Genomic DNA, 13,544 nt, shown 5'->3' on the forward strand with positions numbered 1-13,544 from the left:
TGTCAACAGCCAGCGACCATCTCGCCCAGTTATCCCTCGATTTATTCACACCCCTCGAGAAGCCGATCGATCAGCTTTTGCGGCCTGAATGCCCGCTCTCGAGGAGTTGTCATCAGGCATAATACGATGGTATAAATGAAGGATACTTCGCATATCTACTATTCAGAGCTGTCGACAAGCGTGATCCCCATATGAAACTGACCGTCAACAAACAGAGCTTTATCACCGCGATGGAAAAGGTTTTTCCCGTCGTGCCTGCGCGCGCGACACTGCCCATCCTCCAGAATGTACTTCTGAAGGCCGAGGGCGAAAGTCTTTCCCTGACGACGAGCGATATTCAGTCAACAGTTCAGACAACATTGCCCGCGAGCGTCGCTCGTTCGGGGGCCACCACAATTCCGGCCCGCCGCCTGTTCAACATCCTCAAGGAGTTGCCGTCGTCCGAAATTGAACTCGACACGGAAGATAAGGGCGACCTGGACATCACGGTCATTCGCGCCGGAGCGTCGATCGTCAAATTGTTCGGGATCAAACAATCCGAATTCCCGGCTCCTGCCAAGGTGACCGGGGTCCAAAAGTTCGTGGTGAGCCAGTCGCTCTTCAAGACGATCCTGGATTCGGTTCACTATGCGGCCTCGGTGGACGAGAATCGGAAAAATTTACAGGGGGTGTTGCTGGGATTTCGATCGGGGAAAATTTTTGGGGTGGCCACCGACGGGCGGCGGCTCGCGCTGTGGGAAGAAGAGTTTCACGTTGATCGTCAGCAGGAAGGGGAGTGGACGATTCCCAACGATGCGGTGCGGGAGCTGCTGGCGTTGCTTGGGGAGGAGGGGGATCTGCGGATTCTAATTTCAGACACGAATCTTGTCTTTGAAGGGCCTGATTTCAAGTTGATCTCGCAAATGCTGATGGAGAAGTTTCCGAATTTTCGTCAGGCGATACCTGCCGGAAGCGATGTGCGCGTCAGTGTCGCGAGGGATGAGCTCCTCGGCGCCTTGCGCCGTGCCTCGATCCTGCTTTCGGGGCATGAAGGTTCGGTGTCGCTTTCCCTTTCGGACAATTGCCTGGAAATCAGCACGCCGGAAAACGAGGCTGGCGAGTATCGGGAAAAGATAGCGGTCAAGCACTCGGGCCCGAGCATATCGATCCTTTTGAATGCAGAATGGCTCATGGACCCCTTGAGGAACCTGTCTTCGGATGAGGTCTTTCTTGAATTGAGCGGTTCGTACAGCCCATGCGTGATCAAGACGGACAAACCGTTCCTGTACGTGCTGATGCCCATGCGCCCGACGACGACCGCAACTCGATAAGCGGGAGAATAATCAGTTGGTTGCCCGACTAGGATTTGAACCTAGACAAACAGATCCAGAGTCTGCTGTGCTACCATTACACCATCGGGCAATCGGTGTAGTATTAAGGGCGTTGAAATAAATAAGTCGAACGCGGTCGGCGCGTCAAGGAGCCATCCCTATGCGGATCTTGTTCATACGCCACGCGGAAGCTGTTGATGCGACGGAATTCGCGGGTGACGACCTTGAACGCCCCCTAACGCCAGCCGGTCGAAAACGATTTGGCAAAGTGGTGGCCTATCTCGCCAGAAACTATCCTAAACCAGAGTGCATTTTGTCCTCCAAGGCCGTCCGTGCGTGGGAAACTGCAAATGACTATGCGCGGGGCGTCGGCGTGAAGGACATCGTTGTTCGAGATGAGCTCAATCCGGGTGCAACCCCGGATGACATCAGACAGATTCTCAAAGAATACAAAGATCTTGAGTGGATTGCGCTTGTGGGCCATGAGCCCGATTTCTCAAAAGCCATCGCCGCGCTCACCAGCAGGGGCAAGCTGCGGATGAAATTCAAAAAAGGTGCTGTTGCCGAGGTGGAGTGGTCTGGGCGCGGCGATGCGACGCTTCGCGCGCTTATCGACCCGGCCCGATTGTGAAGCGCTCCGCCCGCCCCTGGACAGAGAACTTCACTGCTGCTGGAATCTTCGGGTGACCTCCGGTCGCCGAGCGCCTCACTATTGGTTCGACAGCGGGCTCCGTTCGCGTTACATGCGGAGCGTGGAATTTCACGATGCGGAAGGACAACGTCGAGCTCATTTGCAACATCGCCGAACTCGCCGGCTTGTTCCAGAAGAGTTCGGGCCTGAGCGACTTTCTTCAAACGGTTGTCAGCGTGGTGGCCTATCACATGCGCGCCGCCGTGTGCTCAATTTACCTTTATGACGACCAGTCGAGAGAACTCGTTCTGACCGCGACCCAAGGTCTTAATCCCGAATCCATCGGCAAGGTTCGATTAAAGCTGGGAGAGGGGTTGACCGGACTGGCCCTCAAGGAACTCCGGCCCATTCGTGAAGGGCGAGGGTCACGCAATCCGAATTTCAAGTTCATTCCCGGAATTCGCGAGGAGCAATACCAAGCATTTCTCGCTGTTCCGATCCTCCGAGGACTGGAACGTGTCGGGGTCCTGGTTCTTCAGGATCCGGTGGAAAACTATTTCGACGAAAATGATACCAAGGCCCTGCAGGCAATCGCCGCTCAACTGGCCGCCACAATCGAGAATGCCAAGCTGCTGATTACCCTGCATCAAATGCAGGAGAGACAGGCGGCCGGGCAAGCAGAGACGAGGCAGACGGCGCTACCGTCCGAGCTTGGCATGAAATTCATACGCGGAGTTCCAGCCTCGGCAGGGATCGCCGTGGGGCGGGCTTTGCCGATCGGAATGAGCGAGGACCACTTTGTTGTGAAGCCCGAAGCCGGCATGCCTTCGTGGACGCTCGACGATTTTCGGCGCGCGCTCGCCAAGACCGAAGACCAGATCGAACAGCTTCAGCTCAGTGTGGAGGAAAAACTGACTGACGTTGCCTCGATGATTTTCAGCGCACACCTGCTGATTTTGAAGGACGATAAATTTTCCGGCGCGATGGAATCTCTGATTCGCCAAGGGGTGCCGGTGGCGGACGCCGTCGCGCGCGTCGTCCAGGAATATGTGCACCTCTTTGGAAACAGCAACAATCCGCGTCTCCGGGAAAAGGTTCAGGACGTCAGGGACATCGGACGCAGGCTGCTGAACAACCTGCGCTCCGGGGAGGAGTCGCAGTCGGATTATGCGGGACGTGTGATCGTGGCATCGGAACTGATGCCTTCCGACATTCTCAAATTGTCCGCCCAGCGCGTGGAAGGCCTGGCCCTGGTCGCAGGCGGGCTGACGTCGCATGTCGCCATTCTGGCGCGGTCACTACAGTTGCCGATGGTGATTGTCGAAGACCGGTCGCTGCTTCATGTCGACGAGGACACGGTGATCGCCATCGATGGGGAACAGGGCAATCTCTACATCAACCCGACGCCCGATGTCCTGCGGAACTTTGAGGAACTCCGGCGGACCCGGCAGGTCATGGAGACACACCTCCAAAACGTTGCGGACGAAACTTACACCCGCGACGGACAACGGGTTCATGTGCTGTGCAACATCAACATGTTGAGCGAGGTTCCTGCCGCGCTAAGGCTCAAGGCGGAGGGCGTCGGGCTTTATCGCAGCGAATTTCCGTTTATTGTCCGCAACGATTTCCCTTCCGAGGAGGAGCAATACCGCGTCTACAGAAAATTGATCGACGGCATGGGCGACCGCCCCGTGATCTTCCGGACCCTCGACATTGGCGGGGACAAGATGTTGTCCTACTTTCCCATCGTCAACGAAAGCAATCCCTTCCTCGGTCTCCGCGCGATTCGCTTCTCGCTCCGGCACCGGCACATCTTCGAGCAGCAACTTCGAGCGCTGCTCCGCGCGGGTCATCAAACGAAGTTGCACATCATGTTTCCGCTCGTGGCTTCGGTGGAAGACTTCACCGAGGCGCGGGACATCGTGCACGCCTGCATGCAAAGCCTCGAACAAGAGGGCATCCCGTACAACCGGGCGCCGAAGCTCGGCGCGATGATCGAGTTGCCTTCCGCCGTGGAGATTGTTGAAGAGCTTGCCGCCGAGGCGGATTTTCTCTCGATTGGCGGAAACGACCTCGTGCAATACATGCTGGCGGTCGACCGCACAAACGAAGCGATCTCCGATCTCTATGTCGCACATCATCCGGCCGTGCTGCGGGCGCTGCACCGGGTGGCGCAGGCGGCTCATCGGCATGGCCGGCCGGTTTCCTTCTGCGGCGAAATGGCGGCGGACCCCAAAATGATCCCTTTTTTGGTGGGAATAGGCATCCGCGTCCTCAGCGTGGAGGCGCGCCAGATTCCCCGCGTGCAGCAGATCGTCCGCTCGCTGGACGCGGCGCAGGCGGCAGAAAAGGCCCGCCGCATTCTGCAGATGGGGCGGATTCGCGACGTCGCGCGCGCCCTGGAAGGGAATGGAGGATGACCGGATTTCGCGTGCTCGCGGCGGCGACCCTCGTGTGGGCCGCGGCAGAAGGAGCCGACGGGAAAGCTCGCCCGCCCAAAGGCCGAGGAGGCGAAGGTTGGAAACGGCAGGTTCAGGCGGGCGTCAACGTCACCGAGGGCAACCGCGATTCGTCGCTCGCCAGGGCACAGTTCGGCGGGCGAGGCCGCGGCGAGGGGTGGGACACCGAGCTGAACCTAAAAGCCGAAATCGGCCGTGCCGACGGGGTCCAAAATCGGGAACGCGTCGCGGCGGAGGCAGCCCACCGCCGGGGTCTGACCGACCGAGCCTACATGGCGTACCGCCTCGATGCGACATATGATGCCATCGCGGAGCTCGACTATCGGATCATCGGAAGCCTTTCGCTGGGGTGGTATGCGATTCGGGACGACCAGCAGGAGTTCAGGTTGGAGGTCGGTCCTGCGGGCGTCGTTGAGCGCAAAGAGGGGGTAGAAAGCAGCCGGCCCGCCATTCGCATCGCTGAAGCCTACGAAGCGCGCATCACAAAGGTCTCGCGCATGGTGCAGGGCGTGGAATACGTCCCGGAGTTGGATGCGGATCCGAACGATTATCTCCTGCGGGCGCATGTCGAGCTGCGTTCAGACCTGGACGTCCAGCTTAGCCTTCACGTCCGCCTCGAGGCCGACTACGACAACAATCCCGCAGAGGGCAAAGATAAACAGGACACAGTTTTTAGCGTGTCGTTCGGTTACTCCTTCTGATGAAGCCGGGCCCGGTATTCTTTGCGGGATGGTTATGTGCGCACGCCGCTTTTGCGCTGGCTGCCACATCCGGTGTCCTGTATGCCGTGCGGGATCTCGGAGCGCTCGGCGGCTCTTCGAGCCGTGCCCATGCGGTGAGTGAACGGGGCGAAGTCGTGGGCGAGGCGGAAACAGCCGACGGCCAGATCCGCGCCTTCCTGTGGAGCGCTGAACGGGGAATGCGGGATCTTGGAACCCTGGGAGGCGGGTTCAGCCGGGCCTACGCCGTCAATGACCGCGGTGAAGTAGCCGGCGAATCGGAAGCGCCCGACGGAGAGATCCGACCGGTCCGGTGGAGGGAAGATACCGGAATGGAATCCCTGCCCCTGCCTCCGAACATGTGGGACGGCATGATCAATGGCCTGAACAACTTCGGAATCGCGGTTGGCTGCGCGGAAACGCGGAACGGCCCGCGCGCCCTTGTGTGGACCATCGACGGCGTTGCCGAGTTAGCGCCTCTTAGGACAGCGACCGAGAGCGCGGCGTATGGCGTGAATGATGTGGGTTGGATCATCGGGCGACAGTCACTCCCTGTGGAGTCGGGAATCCGCAGCGCACCGTTTCTGGTCGATCTGATCAACGGAAAAGAGGCGCGCAGCAGGCCCATGGACACGGCACAGGGCGGGGCTGCGCTGGCCATCAATGCGCAAGGGGTTGCCGTGGGCTACGTGGAATTTGAGGAAGGACTTCGTGCGGCGCGATTTGACCCCGGACCAGAACCGTCCGTGCGACTGATCGACACGCTTGAAAATACCTACAGTATCGCCTTCGACATCAACAACCGGGGCGAGATCGTGGGGACGTTTTCAAGCAGCCCGGAGGACGACGATCGCGCATTCGTCTGGCGCGAGGGCACAATGTATGACCTGAATGAATGGCTCGACAGCGCGGAGCCTTGGCATCTCGTCGAGGCGCGGGGAATCAACGACCGGGGCGAGATTGTAGGCTACGGCATCCTGCGCGACCGGGAGCGCGCGTTTTTACTCACGCCATTGCCAGGCCCGGCATCGGAACGGCCCGTCGTTCGCCTGGTGGAGCCGACCCACGGCACCGCCTGGTCAGCCGGCGCTCCGCTGCCGCTGAAAGCGGAAATCGAACCCTCAGGAGCGTCAGTTCGGAGAGTCCTGTTTTTTGCCAACGGCGTTCCGGTTGCTGCAGCCACATCAGCCCCATATCAGGCTGTCTGGACCCAACCCGGCCCGGGCCCCCAGCATCTCGTGGCCGTCGTTGTCGCGCCAGACGGAAAGACCCGCCGATCGGCAAGGGTCGCCGTGTATGTTGACTGGGAAGAGGCTGAAAAAAGGGGCGATCTCGTACAATAATCTCCGCCTGCGGGTGAGTAAGGAACCGCAGCCGGCGGCGAATCCCTCATTGGCCCCCGGAATGAACAAAATCGTCCGGTAGCCGTCTAATAGCCGGAAGGCGGAACGATGATGATGGATTCTGACCGTTCCATAAAGGTGTACTTGCGGGAGATCGGGCAAACCCCGCTGTTGACGCCCGAGCAGGAAGTGGAACTGGCGGCGCGGATCAAGAAGGGCGACGAGGAAGCCAAACAGCTCATGATCCGCGCCAACCTCCGGCTTGTTGTCAAAATTGCCCAGGATTACGCGCGGTATGGTCTGCCCCTACTCGACCTGATTTCCGAGGGCAATATCGGGCTGATGAAGGCGGTTGAACGGTTTGATCCGAAGAAGGGCGGCAAGCTCAGCACGTATGCGGCGTGGTGGATCAAGCAGGCCATCAGACGCGCCCTTGCCAACCAGAGCAAGACCATCCGGCTCCCCGCGCACTTGGTGGACAAGATTGCCCGGATGCGCAGGGTGGAGCACCAGTTGCGCGAGAAACTGGGAAGGGAACCGACCGAGGAGGAGCTGGCCGCCGAGCTTCGGGTGGAACCGTCGGTGGTTCGTCATTGGCAAACCGTTTCGTTGAAGCCGGCGTCGCTGGATGCCCCCGTGGGCAATGACCAGGACAGTGCGGAGTTCGGCGAACTTATTGGGGATGAGCGGGTTCGCAGCCCGGTCGACGAGATCAACGAGCGCCAGCTCAAGGATGAGATTGACGAGTTGATCAATCGACTCGACCGACGGGAACGCGATATTCTTAAATACAGGTTTGGACTTCGGGGCGCGCGGGTGGAAACACTCGAAACCGTGGGCAAGCGGTTCCGAATCACCCGCGAGCGCGTCCGGCAGATCCAGAATGCAGCCGTGGTGAAGCTGCGACGTATGATTGACGAGAAGGACGGAATCAAGGTTCCGGAAAAATCCGGAGTATGAGCCTCGATGCCATCAGGTCTGCGATACGGGAAATTCCCGATTTCCCCAAGCCCGGAATCCGGTTCAAGGACATCACGCCCGTCCTGAGAGATCCTGTATTGTTCCACGCGGCCGTGGGATTATTCGTCGATCGTCACCGCGGCCGAAAAATTCGTCGGATTGCCGCGATTGAATCCCGTGGGTTCCTCTTGGGGGCTGCCATTGCCCATGAACTCGGCGCTGGGATCGTGCCGATTCGCAAGAAAGGCAAGCTTCCCTATCGGACCCTCACCGAGACCTACGCGCTCGAATACGGATCGGATTCCGTGGAAGTTCATGAGGACGCATTCGACGCCGGTGAGGAGGTGCTACTGGTGGATGATGTCCTTGCGACGGGCGGAACTGCTGCCGCGGCGGCCCGCCTGATTGAGCGCGCGGGCGCGCGGGTTGTGGAAGTTGATGTATTGATTGAGCTAACGTTTCTAAACGGCCGCGCAAGCTTGAATCCACGGACGGTTTTTGCCCCGATTGCGTTTTGACGGATTTCGGGGAGTTCTTCTAGCCGATCCGCAGTGAGGCTTGGAAAATCCCGCGCCGGACAGTAAGGTGGGCGGGCCGGTTGGGCCAGCCCATGCAGAGCCATCCTTCAGAGACCTCGTTGATCGACATCCGGAACTCGGTTGCCGTCATTGGCGCCGGAATCGCCGGCGCTATCGTCGCGCGTCGGCTTGCCGACCGGGGCCACGAGGTCAGGGTTTTCGACAAAGGACGCGGCGTGGGCGGGCGAATGTCCACCCGACGAGAGGGCGACTGCGCCTTCGACCACGGATGCCAGTTCTTTACTGTGCGGGATGATCGATTCCGAAGCTATGTCGAAGCTTGGCAGGACGCGGGCTGGGTAAGCCCGTGGCGGCATCGGCTCGCGCATTGCGACCGGGGCAGCATCACGATGGCTCGGGATGAGACCGTCCGCTTTGTGGGCGTTCCCGGCATGAATGCCATGATCAAAGGGATGCTCTCCGATATTCCCGTCCACTTGGCCACACGGGTTCGGTCAATTCGAGAAGGAGATGCAGGCTGGCAGTTGGAGTCAGACGACGGGCCGATCCCCGATTCATTCGACTGGGTCATCGTTACTGCGCCGTCGGCGCAGGCCGCCGAGCTGTTGGCGCCTTCGCCGCGTCTCCAGGCGAAGGCTGCATCTGTTCGGATGCAGCCCTGCTGGGCCGTCATGGCGATGTTTGACTTCGAAATGGACGCCCCGTTCGAGGCCGCATTCGTGCAAAACAGCCCGCTGGTTTGGATTGCCAACGGCGGTAGCAAACCCGGGCGCGCCGCCCATGAAGCGTGGGTCTTGCACGCCTCGCCGGGCTGGTCACGTAGTCACTTGGAGGAAAAACCCGAGCGCGTGATCGCCGCGCTACTCGACGCGTTTTACGAGGCGCTCGGCACCAAGCCGGTAGCGCCATCCATCGCGCTTGCCCACCGATGGCGTTACGCGGCTCCGGAAAATCCGTTGGATATCGGTTTCCTGTGGGATGAGGATCTGGGATTGGGGGCTGCTGGGGATTGGTGCCTGAACGCCCGAGTGGAAAATGCGTTTTTGAGCGGGTTTCTCCTCGCCGACCATCTGCTTGCCGGCCAGTCGGGCGCCGTTCAATAACCGCCAAGCTACCTTGAATCAAGCGCGTCGAGACCAAAGGGTCGCTTCGGCGAAAATCAATTCATATTTTCGCGCGTGTTCGGGGATGAGGAGGGGTAGATCTCCCCGCTTGACCAGCTCGAAATCGGCATGAAGAGCGGAGCAGACCCCCTCAAAGGTCTGGACCGGGCCGTGCGCACCGAGGAAGCCTCCGATCCAGTTCTCGCGGGGTGTGTATTGTTCCAGCCAACTGGCGGGCGTGGTCAACAACAGCCGACCGCCGGGCCTGACGATGGATGAAAGTCGGGCAAGAAACCGTTTCGGTTCGGGCAACCGACATAGCAGGTTGGCCGCGAGTACCAGATCGAACTCACCCAAGCCGTCTAGCGCCATCGCGTCGCCCACGACAAAGCGGACGCACTCGGGACGCGCCTCATTGGGCATGCGGGCTTCGAGTTCGGCCGACAGGTCCCCTTCGATCGGAAGCTCGTATCGGAGGGTGTTTCCCTCTCGGAGTCGATTCGCCGTTCTGATGAAGGAGACCGAGATATCGATGCCCAATACCTCATCGCATGACCTCGAAAGCTCGAAAGCGGCTCGGCCTACGGCACAGCCGACATCGAGAGCTCGGCGTGGCGATCGGACAACGTCTTCCGCAAGCCAGGAAGCGCAGGTTTTCGGAAACCCAAGCGCCCAGCGGCATTTCTCAAGAAAAGCCGGCAAAAGGGGCGAATCCTCGCCGTAATGCAGCCAGAGATACTGAGCGAGCGCGCGCTCCGATTCGTAGTACGAGGTCACGCGCGCGTCCGGACGCTCTCGAGAAGGCTCCGCGTGTACGCGCTCGGCTGGTAATCCTTCGCCACCATGATGGTTTCTCCGTTCCGGTGAAGACGGATCTCGCAGCCGACAACCTCCGGCGTCTTATGGGGCGCAAACAGGATGTCGTCGTGAGTAGCGTGTTTGGCGTCGTTGAACTTATCGGGGGTGAGATGGCCGCCTAGGTGATCACTACGGCCGGTGGCAATATGGAAAGTACCGAGGACCTTTTCATCCTGGATATCGCGGCCCGACCATGGCAGTTCCTGCGTGCCAAGCCCGAGTTCTCCGATTTCACCCGTCACTGGATCAACCGCGAGCTTTTCGTTGTGGCGAGCCACAGTTTCAGGATTTCCCTTCAATAATTCCGCCTTGATGATGCGACCGCCGGACACGGTCATCAGGGCAATGGTCCCGTCTTCTTCATATTTGAGCGGGAAATGTCCCTCGCCGCCAGTCGGCACCCAGTAGACCTCGCCGGCGGGCAGGTTTGCGACATCGGGATGCCGGCCGCGGCAGAGTCCGTGACTTTTTTGCGCTTCCTGGCGATCCAGATCGAGCCGGAGGGTGTAGGTGGATCCGAATATTGTAAAATCGAGCTCTGCCCAGTCTGAACGCGTCATTCCCGCGCGCAGCGCCTCGGCTTCGCGGCTGACCTCTTCATAATCCACGGCGAGACCAGTGCGGATGATAATGTCGTTCATCCCGTGCATCGTGGCGCCGCGAAATCCGTACCGCTTGGCAAAAGCAGTCAATGGAGCTGTCGCGGAATAAGTGGTAATCGCCAAAATGATGTCGTAGTGCGGATAAACATCCGCTTCCAGGCTAACTTCCGTCCCTGCGGCGGTGAAGGCCGTGTCGGGAAGATCCAAATTGCTGCCGCCGGTGATCCGGTACGCATACATTTCACCGCCTTGTAGGCCGAGGATTCCGGACTGGATTCCCTTGTGGAAAATTTCGTAGGCATGCCGCTGAATGGAGTACGCTGGATTCTCCAAGAAACGATACGCGGTCATATCTTGCGGATCTTCGAGATCGATCAAAATGGCTACACGTTCGCCCGGTTCCGGTGCGAAGACAGTTTTGAGAAGACGGGCCAGATCAAACGGTGGGAATGTACGCCTCATCATGTAGCACCTCCGATATTTCATTAGCGATTCGCAGCCCTTCGCATGAGCTTACAAACAAATCTGCACCTCTCCCAAATCCTGACAACAGCAACTCGACTCCGCCGCGAAAGGCTCAGCTCAGATCGCGGCGGCCGGATCCCGCAGGAGCGCCGACAACTGTCCCGACTCCAGCGCGAGAAATTCCACCAGGATGCTGATGGCTACCTGTTCCGGTCCCTCCGCACCGATCGGCAGCCCGGCGGGCTCGCGGACACGCACCCGAATGTCCTTGGGCAATCGATCGATCCAAGGGGCCCGCTTCGAGCCCCGGCGGACCACGCCGATGTAGGGCGTCGCCGTCCGCGCGAACGCCTGACACCAGGCCTCGTTCATCGCGGCGTCGTGGTACATCAGGATGGCATAGGTCTGCACATTCCGAGGAATATCGTCCGGCAGGGGCGCGTCCGGCCGGGCGTGCACCAACGCCCGCGCGGCCGGAAAATTCGCGGGTGACAGCGTTTCATCCCGGTGGTCAACCACCGTGACGCGGAACCCGACGTCTGCCCCAATCCTCACTAAGGGAATCGCGTCTTCACCGGCTCCCACAACCACGAGGTGCGGCGGCGAATCCACGTGGTGCACGAAGATGCGGTCGCCGTCGTCCAGCACGATCCCGGAGCGCTCGTCCGTGAACGGAGGACCGACGAAGATTTGTCCCGCATCGAGTCCGTCCAGCACCGTGCGGATGGCAAACGATTCAATTCCCGTGAAGCGTTGATTGATTTCCTCAAAAACCGGATCCAGCGGCGGCTCGAGCCGTTGGAGGAACACATCGACTCGGCCGTTGGGTTCCATGCCCAACCCCCACAGTTTGTCCTGCGGTCCGGTTTCGTACTCGATCAGTTCCGGTGGCGCGCCGGACTGCAGCATCCGGACTGCACGTTCGCGAAGGTCGGCCTCCAGACATCCGCCGGTTCGTGGACCGGAAATGGATCCGTCCCGATGGATCAGAAGGCGCGAGCCAACCCGCCGGCAGCAGTGGCCCTCGATGCGCACGAGCGTTGCGAGGGCGACGGCTTCGCCGCTGGACAAAAGTCGGGATGCGTTGGCGAAAACCGCCTGGGTTTCGCGCCACGTTTTCATGAGAATAGTATCGAGAGCTAATCCTTTGCGCGCAATCTCATCTCGTCAGAATCGATTAATTTTTTTTGAGGATCGCGTGTGAATCCCCATTGTGCCCACACACTTCTCGGCGAATAAGACGTTCAGTGACAAATCGATCGATTCTGCCCGCCGGCGGGACAGGCGGGCACCGTGCAGAGGCGGGCCGCGAAATCGAGGGCGATAGGGTTATGGCGCAGGCGGTCCCGCAAACGGACCATCACGACGCGCCACGCACCGGCGCCGTTGAGCAGTTGCAAATATAACGCGCCGTGACTGCTGCCGATGGCTTCGCCCGCTGATTCATTGAAGGTCCATTCGACCAACGGAGTTTGCGCCGGCCATGGCAAGGATCCGACTAAGAAGACTGCGAGGGCAAATGCGACAGCTCAATTAATCTTCTGAAAGATCCACATGAAGCCATCTCATTTTGTGAATGAGTATGCCAATTTAGACGTCGGACCGGCGGAGACACTCCAAGGGAGAGGCGCCATTCCCGCGCCCGGCGAGCAAGCCCACTAGCGCCGTCGCGGCTGCGAGAGTAAAGGGCAACGCGACGAGCGGCAGCGGATCGGCTGCGGGATCGACCTTGAGCAAAAATTGCGCGGCCGCTGCGCCTCCCAGAGCCCCGACTCCCGTTCCCACAAGCCCCCCGAATAGGCCGACGCTGGCGTACTCGATTCCCCAAGAAGTAGCCAGGTGACGGAGTGGCGCTCCCAGCGCCCGCAAAAGGGCGTATTCACGAGCGCGTTGTTCACGGGATGCTCGAACCGCCCCGGCCATGACAAGGAACCCCGCTCCCACCACAAACCATGCGATCCCGCGGACTGCGTCCGCCAAGCCGGCCAGCACCTCGTTCACCGAGGACAACACGAGCGCCAAATCAATAACCGAAACATTCGGAAACCGTTCAGCGGCGAGCTTCTGTGCTTTTGCGGCGCCGTAAGGATCCGTAGTGCGCGCGAATAGGGCCCACGTCTTTGGCGAGCGATCGATCGCGCCCTCGGGAAAAACGATGTAAAAATTCGGCTTCATGCTGCGCCAGTCGACCTCGCGGACGCTCGCGATGAAGCTGACCATCCGCTCGCCTTGTAAATCCCAGACCACCTGGTCGCCTAGGCGAAGCCCCAGCGTGTCAGCGATGCTGCGCTCGATCGATATGGGCACTGCGGCGCCCGGCGGATGAGACTGCCGATCCCAGCGGTCGATCCATCTGCCATCGATAACACGTTCGGTGGGAAAAAGCGTTCCTCGATAGGTGGCTCGGTACTCGCGGCGCAGGGCCCACTCCGGGACATCGCGCGCAGGCTCCCGTTTACCGCCCCGCGCGGTTCGTCGCCTCAGCTCGTCAATGCGCATGGCGACAATGGGTGTCTGGTATAACGGCGGGAGCCCTGCCTGCTCGAGGGCCGCAG

The 13,544-nt window shown here is 60.0% G+C and carries 13 protein-coding genes and 1 tRNA gene; 8 read left to right on the forward strand and 6 right to left on the reverse strand.

Translation table 11 applies throughout. The annotated features are described in order from the left end of the window. Positions 1-191: 191 nt before the first annotated feature. On the forward strand, positions 192-1,310 hold the full coding sequence (gene dnaN, locus NZ740_01945) for a DNA polymerase III subunit beta (protein ID MCS6770770.1): 1,119 nt from the start codon (positions 192-194) through the stop codon (positions 1,308-1,310). A gap of 17 nt (positions 1,311-1,327) precedes the next feature. Here dnaN and NZ740_01950 read toward each other — a convergent pair. Beyond that, a tRNA-Gln gene (locus tag NZ740_01950) sits at positions 1,328-1,401 on the reverse strand. A gap of 69 nt (positions 1,402-1,470) precedes the next feature. On the opposite strand from NZ740_01950, the gene NZ740_01955 reads away from it, so the two are divergent. The 7 genes from NZ740_01955 to NZ740_01985 all read left to right on the forward strand — a co-directional run bounded on the left by NZ740_01955 (position 1,471) and on the right by NZ740_01985 (position 9,064). Then, entirely contained in the window at positions 1,471-1,941 is a 471-nt protein-coding gene (locus NZ740_01955) for a histidine phosphatase family protein (GenBank protein MCS6770771.1), read from the forward strand. 134 nt (positions 1,942-2,075) lie between these two features. Next, positions 2,076-4,361 (forward strand): phosphoenolpyruvate--protein phosphotransferase, encoded by a 2,286-nt coding sequence (ptsP, locus tag NZ740_01960; protein ID MCS6770772.1) that lies wholly within the window; start codon positions 2,076-2,078, stop codon positions 4,359-4,361. Beyond that, positions 4,358-5,101: a DUF481 domain-containing protein gene (locus tag NZ740_01965; protein MCS6770773.1), complete on the forward strand. Its 744-nt coding sequence runs from the start codon at positions 4,358-4,360 to the stop codon at positions 5,099-5,101. Before ptsP ends, NZ740_01965 begins: the two co-directional genes overlap by 4 nt. Next, complete coding sequence (locus tag NZ740_01970) at positions 5,101-6,462, forward strand: Ig-like domain-containing protein (protein ID MCS6770774.1); 1,362 nt, start codon at positions 5,101-5,103, stop codon at positions 6,460-6,462. The genes NZ740_01965 and NZ740_01970 overlap by 1 nt, the downstream gene beginning before the upstream one ends. Before the next feature lie 108 nt (positions 6,463-6,570). Beyond that, positions 6,571-7,422, forward strand: a complete 852-nt coding sequence (locus NZ740_01975) for a sigma-70 family RNA polymerase sigma factor (GenBank protein MCS6770775.1) — start codon at positions 6,571-6,573, stop codon at positions 7,420-7,422. Next, the gene (locus NZ740_01980; protein ID MCS6770776.1) at positions 7,419-7,940 is read left to right on the forward strand and encodes an adenine phosphoribosyltransferase; all 522 of its coding nucleotides are present in this window, start codon (positions 7,419-7,421) and stop codon (positions 7,938-7,940) included. Before NZ740_01975 ends, NZ740_01980 begins: the two co-directional genes overlap by 4 nt. A gap of 92 nt (positions 7,941-8,032) precedes the next feature. Continuing rightward, complete coding sequence (locus NZ740_01985) at positions 8,033-9,064, forward strand: FAD-dependent oxidoreductase (protein ID MCS6770777.1); 1,032 nt, start codon at positions 8,033-8,035, stop codon at positions 9,062-9,064. Between the two features lie 18 nt (positions 9,065-9,082). Here the strand turns inward: NZ740_01985 and NZ740_01990 are convergent, their stop codons facing one another. The 5 genes from NZ740_01990 to NZ740_02010 form a co-directional block, all read right to left on the reverse strand. Further along, the gene (locus NZ740_01990) at positions 9,083-9,841 is read right to left on the reverse strand and encodes a putative 4-mercaptohistidine N1-methyltransferase (protein MCS6770778.1); all 759 of its coding nucleotides are present in this window, start codon (positions 9,839-9,841) and stop codon (positions 9,083-9,085) included. Further along, complete coding sequence (locus tag NZ740_01995; GenBank protein ID MCS6770779.1) at positions 9,838-10,989, reverse strand: hypothetical protein; 1,152 nt, start codon at positions 10,987-10,989, stop codon at positions 9,838-9,840. Before NZ740_01995 ends, NZ740_01990 begins: the two co-directional genes overlap by 4 nt. Before the next feature lie 117 nt (positions 10,990-11,106). Beyond that, positions 11,107-12,111: an XdhC family protein gene (locus NZ740_02000; GenBank protein MCS6770780.1), complete on the reverse strand. Its 1,005-nt coding sequence runs from the start codon at positions 12,109-12,111 to the stop codon at positions 11,107-11,109. A gap of 122 nt (positions 12,112-12,233) precedes the next feature. Beyond that, positions 12,234-12,479, reverse strand: coding sequence for a hypothetical protein (locus tag NZ740_02005; GenBank protein ID MCS6770781.1), 246 nt, complete (start codon positions 12,477-12,479; stop codon positions 12,234-12,236). Positions 12,480-12,579: 100 nt separating this feature from the next. Then, on the reverse strand, positions 12,580-13,544 hold a 965-nt coding region (locus NZ740_02010; GenBank protein ID MCS6770782.1), incomplete at its 5' end, for an FtsX-like permease family protein.

It is taken from the genome of Kiritimatiellia bacterium (genome assembly GCA_025054615.1).
In the GTDB taxonomy this organism is placed as follows: Bacteria; Verrucomicrobiota; Kiritimatiellia; order CAIVKH01; family CAIVKH01; genus JANWZO01.

Bases quoted from the DNA above. Each gene is read 5' to 3' on its own strand.
- dnaN (MCS6770770.1), top strand. From the start codon at position 192: ATGAAACTGACCGTCAACAAACAGAGCTTTATCACCGCGATGGAAAAG.
- NZ740_01955 (MCS6770771.1), top strand. From the start codon at position 1,471: ATGCGGATCTTGTTCATACGCCACGCGGAAGCTGTTGATGCGACGGAA.
- ptsP (MCS6770772.1), top strand. From the start codon at position 2,076: ATGCGGAAGGACAACGTCGAGCTCATTTGCAACATCGCCGAACTCGCC.
- NZ740_01965 (MCS6770773.1), top strand. From the start codon at position 4,358: ATGACCGGATTTCGCGTGCTCGCGGCGGCGACCCTCGTGTGGGCCGCG.
- NZ740_01970 (MCS6770774.1), top strand. From the start codon at position 5,101: ATGAAGCCGGGCCCGGTATTCTTTGCGGGATGGTTATGTGCGCACGCC.
- NZ740_01975 (MCS6770775.1), top strand. From the start codon at position 6,571: ATGATGATGGATTCTGACCGTTCCATAAAGGTGTACTTGCGGGAGATC.
- NZ740_01980 (MCS6770776.1), top strand. From the start codon at position 7,419: ATGAGCCTCGATGCCATCAGGTCTGCGATACGGGAAATTCCCGATTTC.
- NZ740_01985 (MCS6770777.1), top strand. From the start codon at position 8,033: ATGCAGAGCCATCCTTCAGAGACCTCGTTGATCGACATCCGGAACTCG.
- NZ740_01995 (MCS6770779.1), bottom strand. From the start codon at position 10,989: ATGATGAGGCGTACATTCCCACCGTTTGATCTGGCCCGTCTTCTCAAA.
- NZ740_02000 (MCS6770780.1), bottom strand. From the start codon at position 12,111: ATGAAAACGTGGCGCGAAACCCAGGCGGTTTTCGCCAACGCATCCCGA.